Origin of the sequence: Lederbergia citrea, from assembly GCF_018343525.1 — a bacterium.
In the GTDB taxonomy this organism is placed as follows: Bacteria; Bacillota; Bacilli; order Bacillales; family Bacillaceae_C; genus Lederbergia; species Lederbergia citrea.
The window spans coordinates 472843-499006 of record NZ_JAGYPH010000003.1 but is presented as its reverse complement, the minus strand read 5'-3'; the positions used below and the strand labels follow the sequence as shown (position 1 = coordinate 499006).

General features: G+C 39.7%; 24 protein-coding genes. 12 read left to right on the top strand and 12 right to left on the bottom strand.

The features are described from left to right. Window positions 1-97 precede the first annotated feature (97 nt). The 8 genes from KHA88_RS16910 to KHA88_RS16875 form a co-directional block, all read right to left on the bottom strand. Entirely contained in the window at window positions 98-1690 is a 1593-nt protein-coding gene (locus KHA88_RS16910; RefSeq protein WP_213122566.1) for an ABC transporter permease, read from the bottom strand. After that, complete coding sequence (locus KHA88_RS16905) at window positions 1690-2583, bottom strand: ABC transporter ATP-binding protein (RefSeq protein WP_213099002.1); 894 nt, start codon at window positions 2581-2583, stop codon at window positions 1690-1692. Before KHA88_RS16905 ends, KHA88_RS16910 begins: the two co-directional genes overlap by 1 nt. Then, complete coding sequence (locus tag KHA88_RS16900) at window positions 2580-3227, bottom strand: TetR/AcrR family transcriptional regulator (RefSeq protein ID WP_213122565.1); 648 nt, start codon at window positions 3225-3227, stop codon at window positions 2580-2582. Before KHA88_RS16900 ends, KHA88_RS16905 begins: the two co-directional genes overlap by 4 nt. 203 nt (window positions 3228-3430) lie before the next feature. Then, on the bottom strand, window positions 3431-5122 hold the full coding sequence (locus KHA88_RS16895; RefSeq protein ID WP_213122564.1) for a hypothetical protein: 1692 nt from the start codon (window positions 5120-5122) through the stop codon (window positions 3431-3433). 198 nt (window positions 5123-5320) lie between these two features. Beyond that, a complete protein-coding gene (locus KHA88_RS16890) occupies window positions 5321-5665 on the bottom strand; it encodes a hypothetical protein (RefSeq protein WP_213122563.1) in 345 nt (114 codons plus the stop codon). Window positions 5666-6067: 402 nt separating this feature from the next. Then, window positions 6068-8593: a bifunctional lysylphosphatidylglycerol flippase/synthetase MprF gene (gene mprF / locus KHA88_RS16885; protein ID WP_213122562.1), complete on the bottom strand. Its 2526-nt coding sequence runs from the start codon at window positions 8591-8593 to the stop codon at window positions 6068-6070. Window positions 8594-9103: 510 nt separating this feature from the next. After that, window positions 9104-9802, bottom strand: a complete 699-nt coding sequence (locus tag KHA88_RS16880) for a hypothetical protein (protein WP_346728996.1) — start codon at window positions 9800-9802, stop codon at window positions 9104-9106. Next, on the bottom strand, window positions 9795-10619 hold the full coding sequence (locus KHA88_RS16875) for an ABC transporter ATP-binding protein (RefSeq protein WP_213122561.1): 825 nt from the start codon (window positions 10617-10619) through the stop codon (window positions 9795-9797). Before KHA88_RS16875 ends, KHA88_RS16880 begins: the two co-directional genes overlap by 8 nt. A 194-nt stretch (window positions 10620-10813) precedes the next feature. On the opposite strand from KHA88_RS16875, the gene KHA88_RS16870 reads away from it, so the two are divergent. The 5 genes from KHA88_RS16870 to KHA88_RS16850 all read left to right on the top strand — a co-directional run bounded on the left by KHA88_RS16870 (window position 10814) and on the right by KHA88_RS16850 (window position 17087). Then, window positions 10814-11800 (top strand): ABC transporter substrate-binding protein, encoded by a 987-nt coding sequence (locus KHA88_RS16870; RefSeq protein WP_213099008.1) that lies wholly within the window; start codon window positions 10814-10816, stop codon window positions 11798-11800. Next, entirely contained in the window at window positions 11800-13764 is a 1965-nt protein-coding gene (locus tag KHA88_RS16865) for an iron ABC transporter permease (protein WP_213122560.1), read from the top strand. Before KHA88_RS16870 ends, KHA88_RS16865 begins: the two co-directional genes overlap by 1 nt. A gap of 264 nt (window positions 13765-14028) precedes the next feature. Next, window positions 14029-15213: an MFS transporter gene (locus tag KHA88_RS16860; protein WP_213099010.1), complete on the top strand. Its 1185-nt coding sequence runs from the start codon at window positions 14029-14031 to the stop codon at window positions 15211-15213. 83 nt (window positions 15214-15296) lie between these two features. Beyond that, window positions 15297-16055, top strand: a complete 759-nt coding sequence (locus KHA88_RS16855) for a MerR family transcriptional regulator (RefSeq protein ID WP_346729003.1) — start codon at window positions 15297-15299, stop codon at window positions 16053-16055. 135 nt (window positions 16056-16190) lie between these two features. Beyond that, window positions 16191-17087: a D-alanyl-D-alanine carboxypeptidase family protein gene (locus KHA88_RS16850; protein ID WP_213122559.1), complete on the top strand. Its 897-nt coding sequence runs from the start codon at window positions 16191-16193 to the stop codon at window positions 17085-17087. Between the two features lie 42 nt (window positions 17088-17129). Here the strand turns inward: KHA88_RS16850 and KHA88_RS16845 are convergent, their stop codons facing one another. After that, window positions 17130-17402, bottom strand: coding sequence for an alpha/beta-type small acid-soluble spore protein (locus tag KHA88_RS16845; protein ID WP_213099013.1), 273 nt, complete (start codon window positions 17400-17402; stop codon window positions 17130-17132). Between the two features lie 128 nt (window positions 17403-17530). Between KHA88_RS16845 and KHA88_RS16840 the strand changes: the two genes are divergently transcribed. Further along, window positions 17531-18460 (top strand): phosphotransferase family protein, encoded by a 930-nt coding sequence (locus tag KHA88_RS16840; protein ID WP_249313267.1) that lies wholly within the window; start codon window positions 17531-17533, stop codon window positions 18458-18460. Window positions 18461-18579: 119 nt separating this feature from the next. Further along, a complete protein-coding gene (locus tag KHA88_RS16835; RefSeq protein ID WP_213099014.1) occupies window positions 18580-19320 on the top strand; it encodes a ThuA domain-containing protein in 741 nt (246 codons plus the stop codon). Window positions 19321-19354: 34 nt separating this feature from the next. Here KHA88_RS16835 and KHA88_RS16830 read toward each other — a convergent pair whose 3' ends face one another. Further along, window positions 19355-20494 carry an MFS transporter gene (locus KHA88_RS16830; RefSeq protein ID WP_213122558.1) on the bottom strand — a complete coding sequence of 380 codons (1140 nt, stop codon included), beginning with the start codon at window positions 20492-20494 and terminating at the stop codon, window positions 19355-19357. Window positions 20495-20633: 139 nt separating this feature from the next. On the opposite strand from KHA88_RS16830, the gene KHA88_RS16825 reads away from it, so the two are divergent. The 5 genes from KHA88_RS16825 (at window position 20634) to KHA88_RS16805 (ending at window position 24827) form a co-directional block, all read left to right on the top strand. After that, a complete protein-coding gene (locus tag KHA88_RS16825; RefSeq protein ID WP_213108441.1) occupies window positions 20634-20975 on the top strand; it encodes a PadR family transcriptional regulator in 342 nt (113 codons plus the stop codon). Further along, complete coding sequence (locus KHA88_RS16820; protein ID WP_213122557.1) at window positions 20962-21717, top strand: HAAS domain-containing protein; 756 nt, start codon at window positions 20962-20964, stop codon at window positions 21715-21717. Before KHA88_RS16825 ends, KHA88_RS16820 begins: the two co-directional genes overlap by 14 nt. Window positions 21718-21856: 139 nt before the next feature. Beyond that, window positions 21857-22810: an ABC transporter ATP-binding protein gene (locus KHA88_RS16815; RefSeq protein WP_213122556.1), complete on the top strand. Its 954-nt coding sequence runs from the start codon at window positions 21857-21859 to the stop codon at window positions 22808-22810. Continuing rightward, a complete protein-coding gene (gene opuFB / locus KHA88_RS16810; protein ID WP_213122555.1) occupies window positions 22807-24318 on the top strand; it encodes an osmoprotectant update ABC transporter permease/substrate-binding subunit OpuFB in 1512 nt (503 codons plus the stop codon). The genes KHA88_RS16815 and opuFB overlap by 4 nt, the downstream gene beginning before the upstream one ends. Before the next feature lie 8 nt (window positions 24319-24326). Further along, window positions 24327-24827: a hypothetical protein gene (locus KHA88_RS16805; protein WP_213122554.1), complete on the top strand. Its 501-nt coding sequence runs from the start codon at window positions 24327-24329 to the stop codon at window positions 24825-24827. Here the strand turns inward: KHA88_RS16805 and KHA88_RS16800 are convergent. Both KHA88_RS16800 and KHA88_RS16795 read right to left on the bottom strand, forming a co-directional pair. Beyond that, window positions 24800-25837: a nuclease-related domain-containing protein gene (locus KHA88_RS16800; protein WP_249313265.1), complete on the bottom strand. Its 1038-nt coding sequence runs from the start codon at window positions 25835-25837 to the stop codon at window positions 24800-24802. The two genes, KHA88_RS16805 and KHA88_RS16800, sit on opposite strands and share 28 nt — an antisense overlap. Then, complete coding sequence (locus KHA88_RS16795; protein WP_213122553.1) at window positions 25782-26108, bottom strand: MGMT family protein; 327 nt, start codon at window positions 26106-26108, stop codon at window positions 25782-25784. Before KHA88_RS16795 ends, KHA88_RS16800 begins: the two co-directional genes overlap by 56 nt. Window positions 26109-26164 lie beyond the last annotated feature (56 nt).

The window sequence follows — 26164 nt, the reverse complement described above, 5'->3', positions numbered from 1 at the left end:
ATTTTACGTAACCGTTTAGTTTCGAGCGTGCTTTAGTTGAGAAAAAACAAAGGAGGATTGCCTGTTATTGGCTATCCTCTAAAAATAGGGCTAAATATCAACCTTCAATATCCCGTTTATTATATCCAATAAAACCAATAACGGTTATAACGATTGCAATAATTGTCAGCATGAAAGCCTTTGGAAAGTCCATATCTTCAACTGGGAGTTTAGGAATCTGACCAAAGGGTGAAAGTTTACCTAGCCATTTAGGGAATTGAAGTAATCCGCCTAAATAAACAACCACGAATGAATAGGTCAAGTATAGCCAGATTAAACCCGTTAATTTCGGTGCCACACCAGCCACTAGCACTGCGATTCCAATCATGATCCATATTGCGGGTAAATAAACCATTGCTGCACCATAAAGAGTGCCAAAAGCAATTCCGTCATCCATGACTGCAGAGGCAGCAGACCAAAGACCGATTGCAGCAAGTGATGGCATCACAAAGGCAACAACAAAGGACACTAGAAATGAACTACCCATTAGTTGCGTTCGAGATACCGCACGACTTAGTAAATGTTCCGTACGATTCTTCTTTTCTTCGCCTATAAGCTTAAGCATGGCCATTAGTGCCGGTATCGTACTGAGCATTGCCATGATTGACATTAACATTGTAATAAATTGTTCAGTTAATGAAAAACCTTCTACAGGAGTCAATATGTCTATATTTTCGAAAAAGGAATCTAAATCACCAAAAACTGACCCATAAGACGCGCCTAAAATGAACAATCCAATGGACCAAGCGATCAATCCGGTCCGCTGAAGTCTTAGCGTAAGCCCGAGCGGACTTTGTAAAAAGACAGATGCATATTTTCTCCCTGGCCTTGATCGTAAAAATCCGGACCCTAAATCACGGATGGCATTCAAATAAAATGCAAGTAGGATGAAGATAAGCGAAACACCTATCGTTAGTAAAATCGGCCACCAATAATTATTTACATACACTTCCGCACCTAACACCCAGCCTAAAGGTGAAAACCATGAGAGAGTTTCGTTTCCGGCATCACCGATAGCTCGAACAAGATAGGAGAGGCCAAGAACCGCAAACGATAACCCAATTGTTCCCCTGGAATTTTCCGAAAGCTGTGCAAATATTGCAGTGATAGCGGTAAAAAGGATTCCGGTTGCTCCTAAAGCAGCTCCATATAATAGGGAACCTTCTAAATCCATGCTTTCAATTCCTAAGGCATACAATCCAAAACCGGTAACTAGCGCTAATAATACATTCGTTCCACACACAACTATGATTGTCGAATTTAAATTAGATAATCTTCCAGTAGGCAAAGAGCGAATCAATTCGATTCGACCGTCTTCTTCGTCTGCCCGTGTATGACGCGCAACAAGTAAAATACTCATTAGCCCGACAGTTAAAGCAGTGAAAAGTAACATTTGATGCGCCATCATTGCTCCACTTGTATAGTTTTCTAATCCGTATCCTTTGCCGACCATCGCTGTCATTGCAGGGTTCTTCATTGTTTCAGCTATAGTTTGTCTTTCTTGCTTTGATGAGTATAGATCTGTAAATGCATGAGCAACTGCAAGTGTAACGGCGCATATAGAGAGTAACCATACAGGAATACGAATCCGATCTCGTCGTAGGATGAACCTGGAGAGGGTTCCTGTTTGATTGTATATTTGCCTTGCCATTATGATTCACCTCTAGTACCTTCATAATGACGCATAAATAAATCTTCTAATGTTGGTGGCGAGCTTTCTAATTTTACAATTCCAAATTGACTGACATACTTCATCACATTGTCCAATTCTTCGGTGTCTACATGGAAAGAAAGTGCTTGACCTTTTTCTTGGATATCATGAACACCGTTTATTTCGTTTAAAGAAGATAAAGGTTTCTTCGTCTCAACTAGTAGACTCGTTCTCGTTAGGTGACGCAACTCATTTAAAGATCCTGATTCGATGATTTTGCCTTGGCGAATAATTCCGATTTTATCACATAGTTTTTCAACTTCTGATAAAATATGACTGGAGAGCAACACGCTTTTCCCATCTCTTTTTGCAGCCATCACACATTCTTGGAATACTTTTTCCATTAGTGGGTCAAGCCCGGATGTCGGTTCGTCCAAAATATAAAGATCGGCATCAGATGAAAACGCGGCAACTAACGCAACTTTTTGGCGGTTTCCTTTTGAATATGTTCTGCATTTTTTTGATGGATCTAAATCGAATTTCCTAATCAGCTCTTCACGTCGGTTTTTATTATTGATCCCACGTAATTTCACAAATAGATCGATGACTTCTCCGCCTGTTAAGTTCGGCCATAAGTTCACATCCCCAGGGACATATGCAATGCGCTTATGAATATCAACTGCATCTTTCCAAGCATCCTTTCCAAAAATCTTTGCTTCACCTTCCGTTGCCTTTAGCATCCCAAGCAATACACGAATGGTTGTTGATTTACCGGCTCCATTAGGACCAATGAACCCATAAACTTCACCTTTATTTACTTCGATGTTCACACCATCCAATGCCGTAAAATTACCAAACCTTTTTGTTAAATGAGTTGTTTTTAATATGGTCATTTCGGACGCTCCTTTTTATAAAAACAAGTTCTCATAATATCCAGATAGTTAAAAAATTCATCGAAGTACGGTCCGTAATCAATGGAAGTTACATCTTGATGACGTAAACGAAGCTTGAGCTCTTCCTCATAACCGTGGAAGGCCCACTTTACTAATTTAAGTGCTTTCTCAGCATCAATATCATCTCTAAACATCGAGTAATCTAAATTTCCATAAATTTTTGTGTGCCCAATTACTTGCAATGCCTCAACCCGCGATATTAATTCTTCATCCATTTGATCGAAGTTCTGAAGAAAAATGGTCGCCAAAAAGTTTATTGCGTTCGGATACTTCATAAGGAATTCCATTTTGACATTTGATATTTTCTTTAGTCTTTCAAACAGATCACGCTCACTTGTATCAATTAACTCAAAATACCTTTGTTCCGTTATTTCAAGGCAATAATCAATTAAATAATAATAGAGTTCTTTCTTGCTATTAAAATAATAAAATAGCATTCCTTTCCCAATACCCGCGTCCTTCACAATTTGATTCGTTGAGGCCTGTTCAAAGCCTTTATCTGTAAATTCTTTTAGCGCAGCGTTAATAATCCGTTTTTGTTTAGCAAAGTCGAGGTTTTTAAATGGCTTTGTAATACCAAACATCCTCCTTTGTAATCGTTTTATTCATATCGCATAATAAATAGACCACAATGGTCTATAAAAGCATAGCATTTGTCGACCGTTATGGTCTACAGGTAAATTGAAAAAAATGGATATGATTATTGAGTTAAAGGCTAGCAGGTGAGAGAGAGGATAAATAGAAAAAGAAACCCTGAAGAATGTCCTCCAGGGTTGCAATAATGATTTTATTGTAGTCCTTCAATGGCAAGTTCTTTAACAGGCATGAAGGAATCTCCTGTATCTAAATAAGTCAATTTTACTTTATCTCCTGCTTCTAAATAGATGGCAAGAGGGGCATTTTCCGAAGAAACGATATAATTTTGATGATTATCTAAATAAAATGAGATAACAGAAGCATCCCCGGCTTTTTCTTTAAATACGCGTAGTACTGTACCTGAAGTGCTCTTTTCTTCAGCATTTGATGTACCGTCAACGGAACTGCCTCCGCGTTGCAATGCCGTTTTATAAAGTTTTAGCGCTTCGTTTGGTGTATTTGCAAAAACAGATATTTCAGGGTTTGCAGCTGATACAATAAAGTAGTTCTGCAAAAATCCATTCGAATCGAGTACCGGCGTCAACCAACTAGCTTCACCGTAGAAGTTGTAAAGAACAGGCATTTCACCTGACCACTTTTTCTCGATGAATTTCTTCTCAATAATTTGCAGAGCTGCCTGTGAATCCATATAAGATTCTTCTAAGATTCCTGTGTAATAAGTCGCTTTTCCAGTTCTGGCATCTGTTAATGAATAGCCAAGCATTGAATCTACGCCTTCTTTTGGACTCGTAAAATCGGTGAAATAAACCATTTTTCCATCTTCATCAAAAATTGGACTCACATTTGCTACCGTCCCTTCATCAGATGGCAGTTTCACATCTTTTTTCCCGAAGATACTATTCCAAAATCCGTGAATATATTTCCCGAAGTAACTATTTTGCAAACTAACTGCTTCCGGTGAAACAGCGCCGTCAATGAATGCTGGAACCTTATCCAAAGTGAATTTCTTTGTTGCTCCTGTAGCTGGGTCAACCATAACAATCCCCTTCATATCAAAACCATCACGTGCAGAAATGAAATGACCATAGGTCCTGATATAGAAGGGCTTTCCATCGTCATCGATCTCTAACCGCGGTTCCCCATAGAAAATGAGATTGGGATTTTTATTTCGAATAAATCTATTTAGATCTTTATTGAGATAAGCCGAAGGGCTGTAAGTCATTTCTGCCTTCACAAATTTGGGGTTATTTGAGGCGTCTGTTGCACTCATCTTAAAGTAACCAGGCGTTGTCTTTCCATTCCACCATTTAAAAAATCCTGAAAATTCAACAGGTGCAATATAAACATAATCCCCATTAATTTTTTGAATCTGTAATTCTCCAAGCTCATAATAACTTGTATTTGGCACTTGCCCAAACGCTTTTTTCATTTTGTTTCTTGCAAATTTCGGCGGTACGCTAGCAGGTGTCTTTGTTTCATCGAAAGCTTTGATTTCCACCTGCTCATTCATTTTTGATGCAGAAAACTTTTCATCTGCATTAAATAAAAAAGCACTTAGTATATAAACCATAAATCCTAAACTGCCTAGAAAGAGAACACCTTTGACTAGTTGCTCTCGTCCTCTTGCTAATAATACCCCAATAATTGTCGCGACGAGTAATAAAAACCATAGTGAACTAATTGTGCGATCTATATTAAAAAGATAATAGCAAACGAATATTACTACCGAAGTTAGGGCGAATACACCGATGTACACTGTCGCTTGATTGCGTCTAACCGCTTTCTGTCCCTTTTTATTCTTCGTTTGATTTGTTGTGAATGGTACGATGATCAAAGTAAACACAATCGCAACAATCAATGAAAATCCAATGATACTTCCCATCTTCGAACATCTCCTCAAATGTTTGATTTTCTATATAGTCTTTATTACGAGGTAATGATTAAAAAGGTTTCATAGATAGGTAGAGCAAGAGTGGGTGGATAATACAGATGGGGAGGGCATGGTAAAATGTGAAGAGAATGTCCCAAATAGAAACATATGAAAAAGCTCTGATCGGACGATGACCAGAGCTTTCTAATTTTAAGGACGGAAGATCTTATTATAAATCAATCGATCTTCTTCCAGATCTCTAATCTGTAAAATATCTCTATTTTTCAGATAAATACCTTTATAGCTTTTCCCTTGTTTATTTTCGAATAAAAGCACGCGTTCGTCTTCACTATCTGTTTCAACACTCACTTCATATTCTGCACTCGGGATTTGTTCGGATACTATGGAATATTCCGGAAACTTTGAGAACTCCTCGTTTTGTCCGGAATCGACTGCGACTTCCTCTTTTTCTACAGGCTTTTGTTCACTATCCTTACTTGAACAAGCTGTAGTTAATAGTAATGTACCCATGAGTAAAAAAATAAGTTTCTTCATGCTGACTGCTCCATTCTATAAAAATATTATTCCCAATTATAAATGTTCTGACATTTAAACGGGGAAAAAGTACTATTTTCTAATCATAACCCATTTAAACATTATTTTGAAATAATAAACAACTGAAAATTTAAAAAGTCGGCAAATGAGGCGAACAAACATCTAATCAAATGTTTGATTAACAAAGAAATACGAACAAACATCTAATCAAATGTTTGATTAACGAAAAAAATGCGAACAAATGTCTAATCAAATGTTTGATTAACGAAAAAAAGCGAACAAACATCTAATCAAATGTTTGATTAGCATAAAAAATACGAACAAGTATGTGTGAAGCAATATACAAAGAGCTATGATGATGGTCTTAGTTCGCCCATCATCATAGCTCCTTTTTATTAAAAGTTATTTTCTTTTCTTGCTAATCAGCAGTGTAATTTGCGCCATCGTAAATGATAAAGAAGATTTTTTCCGATAGGCTAAATATTTTGGTACCCAGAATGTAGCGTATTTTTCTTTGAATTTTCTTAACCCCTGAAAGTGATAGAGAAATTGTCCATGTAAAAATATTTGGGCAGCTACTTTTTCGCTTAGAAATGAAAATTTCGATAAGCCTACATTTGAAAGGGGAGCCATTCCTAAGTTGAAGTTTTGATAACCAGATTCTTGTGCCCACTTAAACAAGCTTAAAAAAATAAAATCCATTGTTCCCGATGGTGCCCCAGGTTTAAAACGCATTAAGTCAACCGAAATTTTATTATTATCATCATACATGGGCATTAGGCTTGCAAAGCCAATTATTCCTTCTGCACCTCTTAGCACAATCAATCTTGATGTATTCAAGTAATGCTCATCAAAAAAGCCAAGGGAAAATCCTTTTTCCTTTCTTCCACGGAGCCATTTATCTGAGATTCCTTTCAAATCTTGCACAAGCTCAGTACTAAACGGAGGATTGATCATTTCAACCTGATAATTTTCCCGCTCAAATTTATTCATAACGGCTCTTTGGCCTTTCATTTTTTTCCCTGAAAGTGTAAAGCTCTCTAAATCGACGTAAGCTTCCTCACCGAGTTTAAAAAAATCATATCCATATTCGTGGAGAAAAGGAATCGTTTTATTGCTAACCTCATAAAAAACAATCGTGTACCCATATAGGTCTGCTGTTTCCATAAATTCTTCTGTAGCAGAAGGGAAATCAGCCTTTTCACCAACAGGATCGCCGAGAACGACGATTTTATCCGCATATGTTTGATACGAAAATAGGACCGTCCCTTTTTTGTTCCAATACACATATTTATCGTGTAAGAAGATAAGATGAGATAGCTCTGTTCCTTGATATTGCTGGAGATGTTCCACTATCTTCTTTTCTTGTAGGAGAGAGGAATCCCTATCCATTTGTTTCGGTTTCCGAATCAAATAGCCAATGATCAGAATGAAAACTGCAATCGAAATACCAATAATGGCACTGAAAAATAAATCACGATAATCGGTAATGATATAAGGTTGCAGCTTTTGTAAAACAATGAGCTTAGAAGTCGGTAAATTCATATATCCGATCAGTATATACATGGCGAGGATAGTCAGAACAACAAATGAATCAAAAAGGGCTTTTCCCCAAGTCAACACATAACTTTCCCGATAAAATCGCTTTTTTGCAATGATAAGAAGCAGTGCTACAAATAGTAAAAAAATAGTTTCTTCGTAATCAATTCCTTTAAGAATCGAAAAAATGGCTGCAGATGACAAGACAAGAATGGTAAGCTGGTAGGCCCTTTTTACTTTGTACTCAATCCCTCTGCATAAGCCTAATAAAATAAAGCCGGCGGCTACAGTTAGTTGATGTGAAACATTCATAACTGGAGACGATAAAAATTCTTGAGCAATCTTCAATCGGCTTAAAATACCCGGAACAGATGCTGACAGCAATAATATGAGTCCCGACACAAAAACTAAAACAGTTAATAAAGTATGACTAAATCTTTGGAAGACGATGTTAGGTAAGTCATTCCACGAGCGATTCCATCTATCCCAGTATTCTTTAATGAAAAGGGCAACTGCAAATAGGAAAGGAAGAACAAAATATCCAACCCGATAAAAAATAAGCAATACAATTACCTTTTCATCGAGGATACCAATACTTTGCGTTCCCCAAAGGAAAACGAGATCAAACGACCCCATTCCTCCGGGAATCATACTAATAATTCCTGCACAGGAAGCGATAATAAAAATCGGAATTAACTCTTTTAATTGAATGGGTACTTGCAGCGCATATGCTAAAAACCAAATAACGAAAAATATTGCCACCCATTCAAGGACCGAGACTAATACAAGTCTCGCCGCCACATTAAGGTTTAAGGGCGACCCGGCAGTTTTTTTGTTATGTAACAGATAAAAAACAAGAAACAAAGGTAAATATAAGCCAACAGCGAAAACTGCAAACCAAAGCCACTTAGATTCTGAAAGCAGCGGAATTTTCCCAAAAGTGATGGGCACAATCCACGCGAGCAATGAGATTCCAGTCAGATAAAAAAGCGTAACGGAAGCGATTGTTTTTAATAAGCCTTGCTTTTCTACATCATACTTCGTGTAGAAATAGCTTCTGAGCATCAAACCGACAAGTCCGCCAAAGCCAATGATATTCGAAAAGGTGTTGGCGATAAAAGACTGTCTCACTAATCTTTTCCGTGGTATTTTTATTCCTAGCAACTTAACGATCATAGTGTCGTACAAAAACATTGGCGAGACAGCACAGAAAGAAATAATAAAAATTAAAGCTATTTCCACGAAATTCAAATGACTTACTTCACTTTGAAGCAAATTAACATTGATTCCTCTAGCTGTTTTCTGAATTTCAAAGGCAGCCATTATTAATAAGAGGAGCGGGAAAATCGTTTTTAATAATTGTAACAGTTGCTTTTTTTGAATTCTCATATTTTCACATCCCTCTTATAGCTTATACGATATGTTTTTTTTTTTGCAACAAAACGCAAATATTTTTCCCCTTTATCTGGAAGAGAGATGTAAAAACATTAAAAAGCTGGACCCATTGTATTTATGGCCCAGTTTAAGTTTTAACCATTAAAGACATGTTGTATAAATATCCTCGGTAAATTCTTTTTCTAGGAAGCTGCTCTCAAAAAGTGTATGCCAATGATTCCAGAACCCAGTTTGTTCTTCCCCAAAAAAAGAATTGATAAACTCGGTCCAGCTGGTAGTTACATTTCATGAAGATTTAATCCAACCATATTTTTTAGACAGAAACTTGGGTTAGTCTGTACATTAAATCCTTTTTGAATAAAAACTTGAGCAGAATCAGTGTCCATTTCTCGTTTAAGTAAGTCGATTGTTCTCTTCCTTCTTATTTCAACTTAACTTATTATACCAGTTGTGAGGAGGTGGAAAATAAAAAAACTTCGATAACATTTAAATTATCGAAGTTTTTCACCTTGCTAACGGACAATATGGGCATTTACTCGTTCCAGGAATCTCTTTTAGGAGGCAGCATGTAGTCCGCTTATAGTTATCCATTGCATCTATCGCTGATTCGTTTTTTATATATTGTTTGAAAGGGGAGCGACGCATAGCTGGTTTCCAGAGATCGTCCTGTAAAAGCATGTCTAAATCAGCGTCTGCCTGAGCTTTTACTGTTTCGTCTTTTAGTAATTGTGAGTATATCCACAAGACATAACCCCAAATGTTTTCCCATAAGATTAATTTTGAAATTTTACCGCGCCTACTCATATATTCCACAATAGGGTGACCATATGTATTGAGAATATAGAATAAGTCTTCCCTCCGTTGCTCGATCCGGGCTTCCTTGAAGTGCACTGATGCGATAGAAAACTGCAATAGATCTTCATTTTCTATTAATTGAATGTCACTTAAAGGACCAGTCCACCGAAGATTGTGTACACATAATAGATGTAATTGAGCAGTGATAAAGAATCCGTATCGACGCATAAAGACGGACGTTGATACCGCGTTAATAGGAGCTTTCGTTGTCGTTTGAATCGCATTAAATAAAAGGCCGCTTCCTTCTTCGTTTAAGCAATCTTCTATGGATAGGAAAGCATCTCCGCGGTCAACGAACACGCTCAATCGCTCTAAGTCATCTATTTGTGTTTCGTTAAGCTCAAGCACCTGTATGGCTCCTTAGTTCAGGTACGATGCAGCGGCCGCGGCCGAATGGGATGCAGTGTGGGGTGCCGAAAAGAGGATCCTTTGATACTTGGCATTCCATTCCGAACACAGCATGGACTAATTCGCATGTAATAATATCTTCCGGTTTTCCTTGTGAGAAAACAGCACCATCTTTAATGGCAACAATGTTATGTGCATAGCGAGAAGCCAAATTTAAGTCATGCAGCACCATTACAACTGTGCGATTCTTCTTTTCATTTAACTCAAATAGTAAGTCTAAAATTTCAATTTGGTGAGTCATATCTAAATAAGTCGTTGGCTCATCGAGTAAAATAATGTCGGTATCTTGCGCAAGTGTCATGGCAATCCATGCCCGCTGGCGCTGTCCGCCGGATAAAGTATCCACTGTCCGATCGCGAAGGTCACTTATACGAGTCGCCTCCATCGCTGCTTCCACTTTCTCTGTATCTTCTTCCGTCCATCGTTTTAACCAAGATTGATGTGGGTAACGTCCTTGTTTTACTAAATCAAGCACAGTCAAACCTTCGGGAGAAATCGGTGATTGGGGGAGGATGCCCATTTTTTTCGCAACATCTTTGGATGATAATTTATGAACATCTTTTCCTTCTAATAAAATCGATCCAGCCGACGGTTTTAATAAACGGGCAATCGAACGTAGGAGTGTAGATTTTCCGCAGCCATTACTTCCAACAAATACGGTAATTTCTCCACGTGGAATGGAAAGATTTAAATCTTCAAAAAGTAATTGTTCTGTATAACCGATGGATAAACCATTCGTTTTTAAGGCAGTTTGCATAAGGGAATACCTCCTCACAATTAAAGACTAATTGATATGCGTTCTCATTTATTTCATCATAACACAATTTTAATAGTTAGTGAGAATGATTTTCATTATTATCGTAAAAAGCCTTTACAAAAAAGTAAATTGAGCCTAAACTATAATAAATAATTGAGAATGATTATCAAAATCATATAAATAGGGGGATTTAAATGAAGCGTTTGAATGTATTGATGCTTGTTTTAGCAGTTTTCATACTATTATTGACGGCGTGTTCATCATCAAAAGAAGATAGCACTTCAAAAGAGGGAGAAGCTCCAAAAGACAAGGTTACTATTCATGGCACAAATGGAGATGTTACATTAAATAAACCGGCAAAGAAAGTGGTTGTGCTTGAATGGACATATGCAGAAGACTTGCTTGCAGTTGGCGTGCAGCCGGTAGGAATGGCAGATATTAAAGAGTATCATAATTATGTAAATATTGATGCGGAGTTAAGCAAAGATGTAGTAGATGTTGGCGGTCGTCAAGAACCTAATTTAGAAGCGATTGCAGCACTTGAGCCAGATTTAATTATTGGTGTCAGCTTCCGGCATGATGCAATGCTGAAAGATTTAGAGTCTATTGCTCCTACAGTGATTTTCAATCCATACCCTAATGATGAGAGTATCGATCTGTATCAGGAAATGATTACGACTTTTAACGAAATTGCAAAAGCAGTTGATAAAACATCTGAGGCTGATGCCGTATTAGCCCACTTAGATAAAAAGTATGAAGAAGCAAAGGCTGAAATTGATCATGCTAATTTAAAAACGAAAGATGTTATTTTGACACTTGCTTATACGGGTCCTCAAGCACCAGAAATTCGCGTCTTTACTCCGAATTCAATGGCATCGATTATTTTAGAGAAAATTGGCTTACATAATATTCATAAGCCTGATCAATTTGAAGTGTTTGGATCAAGTACATTTAATGTAGAAGGTTTAACGAAATATGAAAAAGCAAACTACTTATATACTGTACCAGATACTGATAATATTTATGAAAACCAATTGAAAGATAATACCGTTTGGAAAAACTTAAATTTTGTGAAGGAAGATCGGATGTACGATTTAGGAGCTGATACGTGGTTATATGGCGGTCCATTGTCGGCTGAAACTTTGCTTAATCAAATTACCAAAACGATGGTGAGTAAATAATGGCAAGTGTATTAAAACGGAATAAGTCCTTTGTCACAATGACGGGGGGCTTTTTCCTTCTGTTCATTTTCTCCATTATCCATTTGACACAAGGACAGGCAGATTATTCAATTTCACAATTAATGAAAGAAGTGTGGGTTGAAGGGCGTGTTCAAGATATTGTCATGTCATTACGTCTCCCCAGGCTCGCCATTGGGATCGTTGCGGGTGGGGCATTAGCTGTTTCCGGTGCCGTATTGCAAACGCTGACGAATAATCCACTTGCTTCTCCGGGGACACTTGGAATCAATGCGGGAGCGTTCTTTTTTGTCGTATTATCGATGATCTTTTTCCCAGCTTTTCTTGGAAGCTTTCCTTTTATTACTGCTCTTCTTGGAGCAATTGTCTCTTCTGTGATGGTTATTACCCTTGCTGGAAAACAAATGGAACCTGTCCGTGTAGCATTGACAGGAATGATTATTTCCTTAATGTTCGCCTCTGTTACAGGTACCCTTCAGTTGTTATTTGAAAATCAAACGAACGGACTTTTCTTGTGGGGATCCGGTACACTCGTTCAATTAAATTGGAAAGGTGTATCCTTTGCTGCACCTATCATAGGTGCTGCTTTTATTATTGCATTGCTTTTGGCTAAGTCTATGGATATTTTGTCATTAGGTGAGGATATTGCTTCATCATTAGGGCAAAATGTTCGCCTAGTAAAATTAATCGCTTGGGCAGTCGCCATTGTATTGGCAGCAGCAACAGTCAGTGTTGTTGGTCCAATTGGCTTTATAGGATTAATGGCTCCGCATATTATTCGAATGCTCGGTGTCCGGGGTCATTTCCAAATTTTCCTTCAGTCATTTTTATGGGGAAGTGTCATGCTCATTGGCGCCGATGTGTTAGGGCGGTTCATCCAACCAGGGCAAGAGGTTCCTGTAGGAGCGATGACGGCACTAATTGGCGGACCATGGCTGCTATATTTAGCGTGGAAAACGGCAAGGTCTTATCAACGTGGAGAAAGACAAATGGGTGGAACGGCAAAGCCCGTTAAACTACCTGTTGCCATACCAATTCTTATATTGCTCATTGCGGCAGTCATTACAACCGCACTTTCATTTAATGGTATGGAATGGACTATGGATTGGCTGAAGCCTGTCGTTTGGAATTTTCGTGTCCCGCGAGTACTGACGGCCTTTATTGTCGGCGTCATGTTAGCCGTCACGGGAGTCTTATTGCAAGGTGTATTGCGTAATCCATTGGCGGACGCCAGTGTGCTCGGGGTAACGTCCATGGGTGGAGCCGGGGCAATGATGATTTTAGTGCTATTTCCGGCCATTCCGGTCGAATATTTGCCGATTGGGGCGATTTTAGGGGCAGCTGTGGCACTTAGTGTGATTTTGTTAACATCATGGAAAAACAATTTCCAGCCGATGTTAGTCGCATTAATGGGTATTGCCATCTCAGCCTTTGGTTCAGCAGCTACTCAAGTATTTGTCGTTAAAGCAAAACTTGCTGTTTCCGCTGCACTTGTCTGGTTATCAGGAAGCACGTATGCAAAAGGATGGGATGATGTTCAAATTGCGGTTGTATTGTTTGCACTATTCATCGGCCCAGCCATTTATGTGACACGGGGCTTAGACGCACTGACTTTTGGAGATGATGTCGCTGCAGGACTAGGATTGAATATTCGATCCGCGCGTGTCGGTGCGATGGTGATAGGGGTAGCCGTCAGTACAGCCGCGGTCGCGTTAGTAGGAACCATTGGTTTTATTGGACTTGTCGCCCCACATATTGCACGTCGCATTGTCGGTTTCCGTCATTTGCCTTTACTCCTCATATCTGGTTTGTTAGGCGGTTTATTGTTAGTAGCTGCTGATTTTATGGGGCGAGTTCTTATTGCGCCAAAGGATATTCCAAGTGGGTTGATTGTGGCATTGATTGGAACGCCATATTTACTCTATTTATTGAGAAAAATGAAATGAGTCTCTACTCTGAGGGAGTGGAGGCTTTACTTTATTCAAGAAAAATTTAACACGAAAATATGTTGGCGCAAAACTTCAATCACGATTATAATGAAGAGTCGACACATAAATCATACAAGCGCGTGGAAAATTACTCATGAACATAGGTAAAATCGCAACGAACGTTGGTAAAACGCTCCCGAACGTGAGTAATTGGCCATGAACATGAATAACCAACCACGAACGTAAGTATATGTGATCGCGACAGAAAGAAGGTGGGACGCTTTGTCGCCAGAACAACGTAAAAAAATGATTATCTTAATGATAAATATGTTTATAGCTATAGGAAGCTTTGGTATTATCATTCCTATTTTGCCGGCATATCTGATGTCGATCGGCGAAGGAGGGACCGCGGCAGGTTTGATGATTGCCATCTTCGCCGGGGCGCAGCTCATCGTATCTCCGATAGCTGGTAAGTGGACGGATCAGTATGGGCGTAGGAAAATGATTATTGCTGGGCTCAGCGGTTTAGCTTTATCGATGTTTGTCTTTTATTTTTCTGATTCGATTGCCGTGCTTTACCTTTCCCGTGTCATCGGCGGCATCGGTGCAGCATTATTAATTCCAGCCATCTTTGCGTATGTAGCAGATATTACAACAATGGATCAGCGGGCAAAAGGAAACAGCTATATTTCCGCTTCCATGTCACTGGGAATTGTCATTGGACCTGGAATCGGTGGATTTTTAGCTGACTTCGGTTTAAAAGTACCACTTCTTGTTTCAGCTCTTGTGGGGGTTGTCGCTGTTATCTTTTCAGCCCTCGTATTAAAAGAAAGCATGGGAGCGGATAGTCATATCCCTGAAGAAAGTCCAGAGCCGATGATTAAAAAAGTTGGGCAATCTTTCAGTAAGCCTTATTTTATTCCACTCGTAATCACACTCGTGATGAGTTTTGGTTTAATGGCATACGAATCCGTGCTTGGTCTGTTCGTCGATAATGAATTTGGAGCTACTCCTAAAGATATCGCCATTATGGTAACGACAACTGGTATCGTAAGCGTCGTTGTTCAGTTATTTGCTGTAGACCGAATTGTGCGCAGGCTTGGAGAAGCAGCTGTGTTAAATATATTCCTTGGAGTCGCAGCAGGCGGATTTTTACTGTCACTATTTGCGTCGAGCTACGTCATGTTTTTTGTCGTCACAACGATTATTTTCTTCTCCACATCGATCTTAAGACCGGTCTTAACGACACTCATATCAAAGCTTGCAGGGAATGAGCAAGGGTTTGCGATGGGAATGAATAATTCCTATATGAGCATCGGCAATGTCCTTGGACCACTGCTTGCGGGACTATTATATGATGTGCATATCACATATCCGTTCATCCTCGGTCTTATCGTTTTAATCATTACGATGTTTGTATCAATCACATGGAAAGGGCGTCGAAACCCTTTACCAGCCATCAAATAAGAGCAAAGTCCATCGCGGCTTTGCTCTTATTTTTTTATGAAAAAAGAATTGACTCTAACGTAACGTGATACTCTATAGTGATTATTGAAAGGGGGCAACATACTTTGAAAGTGAAAGAAGTAGCTGATTTAGTTGGAGTCAGTGTGCGCACACTACATCATTATGATGAAATCGGGTTATTAATCCCAGAAGAGACAACTGAATCCGGTTATCGAATTTATTCTGAGGAAAATCTGGAGACGCTTCAGCAAATCCTATTTTTTAAAGAACTGGGCTTTCCTTTAAAGAAGATAAAAGAAATAATTAGCAGTCCTTCATTTGACAGGCATGAGGCGTTAAATCTGCATCGAAAAATGTTGGTTGAGAAACGCAATCGGCTTGATCAAATGATCGCGACGGTAGAAAAAACACTTAAACATTCGAAAGGAGAAATTCAAATGTCTAATAAAGAAAAATTTGAAGGCTTTGACTTCAGCCGTAATCCGTATGAGCAAGAAGCACGTGAGCGCTGGGGAGATAAAGCTGTTGACAAAGCGAACGCTAAAGTAGGTAAAATGTCCAAGGAAGAAAAAAAGGATTTGGAAGAAGCTTTTAATTCTATATACAGGAATCTTGCGGCTATTCGCCATCTCTCTCCTGAATCAGAAGAGGCACAAGCCGGGATAAAAGAGTGGTTCGACTTCTTAAATAACATGGGCGACTATTCGCTTGACGCATTTAAGGGACTAGGCCAAATGTATGTCGATGATCAACGCTTCACCAAAAACATCGACAAATTTGGAGAAGGCCTAGCCCAATTTATGTGCGAAACAATGGCAGCCTTTGCCGATAAACAAAGATAATTCGACAAGTGACAGGCACCACCCGATTTTTGTCGAATGGGTGGGCTTCTTTTTTTCGCTGATAGATGTGTAGGGGTATAAGCTGAAGTTCTCGTCTATAATAATGAGAATTTAAAAAGCTTGGGGAGTGTAAGTGTGAAAAAGAGAAAATTAATCCTGTTTTTTGTTGCCTTAATTGCCGGATTGTTCGGGATAATGAATAAAGATCAAATAAAAATGGCGGTAATTAAAAGTGTTGATCATCCAACGGCAGTTGGTATTTCAGGGGAAGCAGCGCTGGTCATGGATGCCGAAACTGGGAAAGTGATTCTTTCAAAAAATGAAAAAGCAAAAATGTACCCTGCCAGCACGACAAAGCTGTTAACCGCCTTGGTTGTCCTTGATGAAAGTTCACCTGAAGAACAACTAAAAGTGGGTAATGAAGTGTCATATAGCCAAGAAGGTGAAGCGCGAGCGGGATTGTTCGAAGGCCAAATATTAACTGTCGGTGATGCGCTGGGCGCAATGCTGCTCCCTTCTGGAAATGATGCAGCCAGATCATTGGCGATATATATTGCTAGAAAAAATAGTGGTAATCCATCGATGGGTGTTGAAGAGGGGATCGCTTATTTTTCTGATTTAATGAACGCTAAAGCTAAGGAAATTGGAGCAACTCATTCTCATTTTTCCAACCCGCATGGTTTGCATAATGAAAATCACTATTCTACCGCAGAGGATTTGGCGCTCATTGCAATGGAAGCAAGCAAACATGAGACGATTAAAAGCATTGTAGGCTCGGAATATTTTACAACGAAAACAAATACATATGAGAACCGCAATAAGTTGGTTAATCACAATAGCGAGTACTATTATCAAGCTGCTACAGGGATGAAGACTGGATTTACAGATCAAGCTGGCTATTGTTTGGTTACGTCAGCTGAGCGAGATGGACATGAATTAATTGCGGTTGTCTTGAATTCCGGAAAAGAATCGATTTGGTCTGATTCGATAACCGCGCTGGATTATGGATTTATGAAAGTGGATAGTCATTAAAACATAAATCCGCTGGCCCTCAATATTGGACCAGCGGGTTTTTCATTTTCGCATCATTTGTTCTTGAGCCATCTTAATCATTTCTTTCACCATATTACCGCCAATCGGTCCGCCAATTTTCCCCGCTTGTTCGGAGGTGAGTTGACCGTTGTATCCTTTTTTTAACGGGACTCCCTGTTCTTTAGCGATTTCATATTTTACATTATCAGGCTCAGCCATGTTCACGTCATATCCTTTAGATTTCATGACACGCCCTTTTAATTGATCTAAACCTGCACGTGCTTCGGGCACTAAAATTTTATTATTTCTCGCCATCATTTAACCCTCCTTTACTCATAGTATTTCCGGGAACGTAAAGTTCACTCGCTTTAAAGGATTGTTCAGTAGTCATCTCGAATAAGTGGATGATAATAAAATTTTCAAATATGTAAAGGAAGATAGAGATGAAACCAGTCATAGAGAAAAAAATCCCAGAAAAAGTACTAAAATGGATTGTGGAATCCGTTAACCCAAATGCTAAAGTTCAATCGATCAGTCAGCTTCACGGTGGGGTATCGTCCCTCGTCCATCGTGTTTCGCTTATTGTAGGTAAGAATGTGGAAGAATATGTCGTTAGAAGAGTTGATAATAAGAAATGGGTGCAAGAGGAGCCAGATTTAGCTCTTCAAGAAGCGGAAAGTCTTCGTCGTGCAAATGAATCAGGTGTCGGAACGCCGCAAATTATTGCTTATGATGAAACAGGTGCCATTTGCGGAATGCCGACTGTACTGATGTCAAAGCTTGAGGGCACGGTAATCCTGAAACCGAACAATATGAACAAATGGATCGAAGAACAAGCAAAAGCCTTAGTGAACATACATAAGGTCAAAGCAGATGAATTTCCATGGACTTATTATACTTATCAAAATATGGAGTCTTTTGAAACTCCTGCTTGGTCACCATTAAGAAAACAATGGGAAGAGGTCATTTCCATCGTGAAAGGACCGCGCCCGAAGTTCAAGGAGGTTTTCATTCATAGAGATTACCACCCAAACAATGTTTTATGGTCCGGGGAAAAAATAAGCGGTGTTGTTGACTGGGTGAGTGCTTGCCGGGGACCAGCAGGTATTGACGTTGGCCACTGCAGGGTGAATTTAGCCCAGCTATATGGTGTCGAAACTGCAGACGCTTTTTTAAGGGCTTACAAAACGCAAGCAGGGAAAAGTTTTAACTATGACCCATATTGGGATCTCGTTTCATTGATTGATATCCTTTTTGGACCACCTGAAGTGTATCCCGGCTGGACTGCTTTAGGGATAACAGGTTTAAGCGATCAACTGATAGCTGAACGAACGGATGCTTATATGTTGAGCTTATTGAAGCGCATAAGGTGAGGAGCAATTTTCAACAATATTCGAAAAATATTGTCCTTATAATTATTGTTTGATAGTATAAATATAGAGTTATCCGAAATTTCCATTATTACATAATTTTAGGGAGAGGAATGTAAAATATGAGTAAAAAGGCATTAATCGTATGGGGCGGCTGGGATGGCCACGAGCCTGAACAGGTCGCACAAATTTTCAAAGGGATCCTTGAAGAGGAAAACTTCGATGTCGAAGTTTCAAATTCGCTAGATTCATATGCAGACAAGGAAAAATTGAAAGCGCTTGACTTGATTGTCCCACATTGGACGATGGGCGAAATTGAGAGGAAATATGCTCTAAATATTTCCGAAGCGATTGCAGGTGGAGTAGGATTAGCAGGGTGCCACGGAGGCATGTGTGACTCTTTCCGAAATAATGTCGATTGGCAATTTATCACTGGTGGAAATTGGGTAGCACATCCCGGAAATGATGGCATTGAGTATATGGTAAATATTAAACACTCGTCAAGCCCGTTATTAGAAGGGATGTCCGATTTTAAAGTAGTAAGTGAACAATATTATTTACATGTAGACCCAGCGGTAGAAGTATTGGCAACCACTCGTTTTCCAGTATTTGAAGGACCACATTCTACAAATAAGGCTGTTGATATGCCTGTCGTATGGACGAAGCGCTGGGGTGCTGGACGGGTTTTCTATAGTTCCCTAGGTCATTTAGCAAACATTGTTGCCATGCCGGAAGTAACAGAAATTATGCGCAGAGGTTTCCTCTGGGCAGCTGAAGGCAAAAAGCTTTATGCAGAGCAAGGAGCACAATTAGCCGCAGCCGGGAATATTCGCTCCTATACAGGTATGGGAGATAGTCAATAAAGAATGAAAGGCTGTCATTGCGACAGCCTTTCATTTATGATGCAATTGAGTGATCCTTTTTCAAAAATATCATCGATGCGGCTACGATTAATAATACACCAGTAAATATAAAGCCTTCATTTGCAGTTAATCTTAATAATCCCGTTAAACTTGAGCCTACAACAACGCCGATTGAAAAGAATGCATAAAAATAGCCGTAAGCTTTGCCACGATATGCTTTATGTGTGGCTTCAATAAGCAAAGAATTAAGCGAGGGAAATAAAAACGCAAATCCAATTCCGTACAAGCCCATAATCATATAAAGCAGGAGAATATGATTGCTAAAACTAATGAGTATCAGGCCAATTCCCATTGTCGACATTCCAAAGGTAAGTGTCTTAATCGGTTTGATTGTATCAAATACATTGTTGATCGGAAGAACAAAAACAAGTATAGCTACAATTCCAAACGTACTTAGTAGCAAGCCGCTTGTTTGTGTATCAAATCCAAGTGCCATTACTTTTAAGGGGAGCATATAAGCAAGAACCCCTTGGGAAAACATTAAGAAAAACGCGCCAGAGAATGCTTTAATGATAAGCGAATTTTGAAAAAAGCTTCGAATCGATAATGGGTCACTTTCGGTTTTTGTTTGAAGTGTAATTTTTGAACGTAAAAAAATAAATGATAATAATCCTAATACGATCATAATCACGGCTGTAATATTTAGGACAGTTACTTCATTTGTTTTACTTGCGACAATTCCGCTAAACGCTGGCCCAATGACAGCGGCAAATCCTACAAATGCCCCAGAAAGCGCCGAACCTTTTCCCTTTTTGCCCTCTTTCATTGAATTTGCTAAATATGTAAAAGCGGCTGGAACAATTAAACCAGCTGTAAGGCCGTGTAGAAATCGAATAAAAAGTAAATAAGTTGCCCCGTCGGCAAACCTGTATAAAAAGAGAGAAGCCCCTGTTAATAACAATCCACATAATAAAATGGAAAATGGTCCTCTACGATCTGTTAAAATCCCGGAGGCGACATTCCCGATTGTATTTGAAAATGAATACATCCCGACTGCCAATCCTGTTAAAAACGGAGTAGCACCAAGCGATACCGCAAACGGAGTTATGATAGGCAATTGTGAAAATAAATCAAAAAACGAGAAAAAAACAATGATATAAACAAAGATACGCATTTATTAGCCTCCATCCTTTTTATATCATCTCTTTTTATAGAAATTTAGGCAAGAAGTTCAGCTTTAAAACGCTATCTTGCTTTACAATGTAGCTATGCTATAATGTATTACAAGATACCTAATTGAAAGCGGTGTTTCTATGTCATCATCAAGTCAAATGCTTAAAGGGGTGTTGGAAGGTTGCTTATTAGCCGTCATCAGTAAAGGGGAAACGTACGGCTACGAAATGATTGAGCAGCTCGAAAAATACGGGTTCACGATGGTAAGTGAGGGAAGTATTTATCCAGTATTATTGCGAATGCAAAAAGATGATTTAGTTAAAACAAAGATGAAAAAATCACCAACAGGGCCAAACCGTAAATATTACACGATTACAGCAAGAGGTGAAGCTGAACTCGACGCTTTTCAAAGTCGCTGGGATGAACTAGTGGGAGCTGTTGGTAAGTTATTTGCAGGGAGGAATGAAGATGTTATCAACTAAAAGTGTAGACTTCATCGATAACCTACGCCTATATTTAATCACTTCAGGAAAAAACGAAGGCGAAGTGAAGGAAGTAACAGAGGAGTTACGAGATCATTTAATCGAATCGGAAAAACGCGGTAAAAACATTGATGAAATTATCGATGGTACGCCCGAGGCTTATATGGATTCCTTCAGAAAAGAAATGAAGACAGACTATACCGGCTTCATGAAATTAATGCCAATGTATTTTTTAGGTGTCATTGCCTATTTCATAATGGGTCCTGCAATCAGGGGAGAATTTGAACTAAACATCATTCAAGTCATCGGCTTTCCTATCGTCTCAGTGATAGCACTTATTATTTATGTTGTATTATTGCGGCAAGCCGGAAAAAAGCAATATTCAACCAAAAGATTTTTTTTGACGGGAGTCGTCTCAAGTTCAAGCGTAACTGCACTTTTTCTTGTTCTTTTACTGGGGAGTAACTTTTTTGCAAAACCATTCTATCAAGCAAGCGATACTGTAAACTGGTTGGTTGTTGCAGTCTGTGCGATTATTTTTATCGCTGGCGCAATATGGAGTAAGGCATGGTTTCCAATCTGGATTCCAGCACTTCTTTATACTCCAGACATACTTATGCGCTTTTTAAATCTCAAAATAGAAACATACCTCATCATAAGCGGCACAACCTTTTTACTAATCTTCATAATCATGATATTAAGTGTGATCATAAAGGGAAAATCCAAAAAGTCCAAAGCTTAAATTGAAATAAGATCATCCTATTTACATGGGTGATCTTATTTTTTTGGTAAGTGTCTTGAATTGTGTTTATGTGTACCTATGTTACAATTTTGCATACATCATTTAATAAAAAAATTACATAACCAAAAGGGGCGCAGTCATGATAAAGTTTTCAAATGTTTCAAAGAGGTATTCGGATGGCACCCATGCTGTGAACGATCTAGATTTAGAAATCGAAGATGGAGAAATTTTTGTATTAATCGGACCAAGCGGATGTGGAAAAACGACGACGTTAAAAATGATGAATCGTTTAATTGATGTGACGGATGGGACGATTTTTGTAGATGGCAAAGAAATTTCAAACTATGACATTCATGAATTGCGTTGGGAGATTGGTTATGTTTTGCAACAAATAGCGCTATTTCCCCACATGACAATAGAAGAAAATATTGCTGTCGTCCCGGAAATGAAAAAATGGGGCAGAGAAAAAACTCGCTCGCGTGTCGATGAATTACTTAAAATGGTCGGCTTGGATCCAGGAGTTTACAGAACGAGAAAACCAGATGAACTATCAGGAGGCCAGCAGCAGCGAATTGGTGTCGCTCGCGCTTTAGCCGCAGATCCGCGGTTGATTTTGATGGATGAGCCATTTAGTGCGCTTGATCCCATCAGCAGAGAAAAATTACAAGACGATATATTGGACCTACAGCGAACGATTAAAAAAACAATTGTTTTCGTTACTCATGATATGCAGGAAGCGCTAAAGCTTGGAGACAGAATTTGCATTATGAAGGAAGGGAAAATTGTCCAAGTAGGAACAGCGCAGGAAATTATTGAAAGTCCTGCCAATGAGTTTGTAAAAGAGTTTGTTGGGATTGAAGGTAGGCTGGATGAGCGTGTCGATTTGGAGCCATTGGTCGAATCTTCTGTTGGTCATGACACGTCCGATTCTCCAGTTTCAGCGGTCAGCTCATTAAAATTAGTGTTAGAAGCATTGTCTCGCAAAGATGAACTCCCAGTGGAAAAAGATGGCCAGATTATTGGAATGATAAACAGGCAAAAAATCGTTCAGCATTTGGCTGAACGCATGCAAGAAAGAGGTCAAGGATTATGAGTAACTTTACTGATGTATTTCGCGAAAGACAGGGACAGCTGTTTCAAGCGTTACTGGAACATATTCAAATATCTTTAATTGCCCTCTTTTTTGCCGTCTTGATTGCAATTCCTTTAGGCATATATTTAACGAGAAGAAAAAAGGCAGCGGAAAGTATCATTGGAGCATCCGCAGTTTTACAAACAATCCCATCATTGGCGTTGTTGGGATTGTTGATACCGTTGCTTGGCATTGGAAAGGTGCCGGCAATCATCGCTCTTATTGCCTATGCATTGCTTCCGATTTTGAGGAATACATATACAGGCATCAAAGAAGTAGACTCCTCATTGAAAGAAGCTGCTCGAGGAATGGGAATGAATACACGCCGGCAGCTGATGAAGGTTGAACTGCCACTCGCCATGCCGGTGATTATGGCCGGCATCCGGACGGCGATGGTATTAATCGTCGGTACAGCAACCTTAGCCGCCCTGATTGGTGCCGGTGGATTAGGAGATCTTATCCTACTTGGCATTGATCGTAATAATTCTGCATTGATTGTACTTGGTGCAATTCCAGCTGCATTACTGGCGATACTTTTTGATTTGCTGCTCCGCAAGTTCGAACGTCTTTCATTTAAAAAGACAATAACAACGGTTGGTGTCATTGCAGTGGCGGCAATAATGTTCATGGCCATACCATCCTTGCTTGGCGGTGGGAAAAAGGATATTGTCATTGCCGGAAAACTCGGTTCGGAACCTGAGATATTAATTAATATGTATAAAATACTAATTGAGCAAGATACGGATTTACGAGTTGAATTAAAGCCCGGACTCGGAAAAACATCCTTTGTTTTTAATGCGTTAAAAAGTGGCAGCATCGATGTTTATCCCGAATTTACCGGAACAGCCATATCCGAATTTTTAAAGGAAACCGCCGTGAGTACTGATCGCGATGAAGTTTACGAACAAGCAAAAGCGGGGATGCTGAAAGAATTTTCCTTAGCCTTGCTTGAGCCGATGGACTTTAATAACACGTACGCGTTGGCGGTGCCCGCGGAAGTGGCGGAGCGATTTAATTTGGTCACGATATCTGATTTAGCACAAGTCCAGCAAAACGTGAAGGCCGGATTTACACTCGAATTCGCCGATCGTGAAGACGGCTACCTCGGCATTCAAAAACTGTACGATATCCACTTTCCGGATGTCATTACAATGGAACCTAAATTACGATACAACGCAATTGAAACCGGCGATATCAACTTAGTGGACGCCTATTCAACAGACAGCGAACTAAGACAATATGGATTGGTTGTGCTGGAGGATGACAAACAACTATTCCCACCATACCAAGGAGCACCATTGCTTCGGCAAGAAACCGCCGAGAAACATCCTGAAATTGTATCAGCACTAAACAAGCTCGCCGGAAAAATCACCGACGACGAAATGCGAGAAATGAACTACCAGGTCAACGCCGAAGGCAGGAAACCAGCCGAGGTCGCTGCGGAATTTCTGCGCGAAAAAGGATTGTAGAGTTCGGGTTGACAATAGCCGCGATTCTTTTAGGAATAGCGGCTTTTGTCGATTGGCAAAGGGTCGTTGGTGGTGAGTTTAATCGTGTTCACGGTCGGTTTATTCTCGTTCGTGGTGAGTTTAATCGTGTTCGCGATTGGTTTAATCTCGTTCGCGGTGAGTTATTCGTGTTCGCGGCCGGTTTATTCTCGTTCAGTGAGTTTATTCGTGTTCGCGGCCGGTTTATTCTCGTTCGTGGTGAATTTATTCGTGTTCACGGTCGGTTTAATCTCGTTCGAGGTGAGTTAATCGTGTTCGCGGCCGGTTTATTCTCGTTCAGTGAGTTTAATCGTGTTCGGGATTGGTTTATTCTCGTTCGAGGTGAGTTTATTCGTGTTCGGGATTGGTTTAATCTCGTTCGAGTTGAGTTATTCGTGTTCGCGGCCGGTTTATTCTCGTTCAAGGTGATTTTATTCGTGTTCGGTGATCGACTTAATCTCGTTCATTGGTTTTCAGTTACATCCATGTAGTAAGAACGATTCCGTTTGGCACCATCACTTCGCAGATTCATGCTTTGAAGGATGCGAGTGGCGCTGTGTAGATCATCAATCTGGAGAAATTTTCGGCAATCCCGATTTGTCATTTTGCCTCCAAACAATAGAAACCATTCTTTAATAGCTTTTTCGTGGGCCAATTTATTGTTATTACCACATCTCTTACAGTGCCAATTCCGTAATACTTTATCCATCCCCAGCATCCCACACACTTCACACTCCACCCCAGTCCGAATATGTCTTTTAGCAATATTGTAAATTTCGCAAAGAGGATCAGGGATATAGCGTTGATGACTTCTCAAAATTTCGGCAGTCAACCAATCTAGTTTATCTCGTTCCAATTTAATTGGAAGTGTAGAAAGGCTTCTAATATATGAGGGAATTAAGTTGGGGAATAAAATTCGAGTTTTCGATGGGGCTTGTTCGACGATTTGTTTCGGATAGGCCAGCACCACTACTCCAATCACGGGTAGTCGAATTCCTCGTCCTTGAAGCCATTCATCAAGTAATACTACATATCGCTCGACTTGTGCCGCCGGGCTGTCGAATCCATCTACTTGTCCATCGGCTCTTGTCCGAATTAATTGTGGTGGATTTTCGGTGAATTTCAATCTCCCTGAGATGTTTTTTACTTCAAAAATAAGCGCGTAAGAGGATGTTAGAAATAAGGAATCCATTTGGAATAGAGTGCTAGCTGAAAGGGAAATATCGTGGATAATGCGGTGGTCCATAGTAAAAGAGTGTTTGCGGAAAAGGTCTGCAACCCTTTCTTCTCCGGCTATTCCCGCCTGCCTTGAGGAAAAGCTGGCCAATACGGTTGACGATAAAGAGTGATTTTCAAATATACGCACTACGCCTGCTTGCAAAGCTTGCAGAATTAGCGATTTGTCTCGATTTTTAACAATAATACCCAAACACCACCTTAATTTTTTATCCTTCAAGCCAGTCCATATCCATGCCGCCATCCATCCATTGATATCTTCCAAGGTCTACCCGCATCCGCGCATTCACTGCAACACTCTCCTGCTCAAGCAACTTCTTTTGCTCATCTGCAGCTCCAACGACAATTTCTCCTTTCGCGTTCACGACACGATGCCAAGGCAGCCCATGTTTCGCGCTCATCGAATGCAGAACTCTCGCCACCTGGCGCGCACCTCTGCGATTTCCGGCAAGAATGGCAATTTGTCCGTATGTTGCAACGCTTCCCTCAGGAATTTCATGCAATACACCGATAATTTTTTCTGTAAAAGTTTCCATATTAGAATCACCCCATCATTAGTATAGCATTTGAACCTTGAAATCCTTTGCAAATT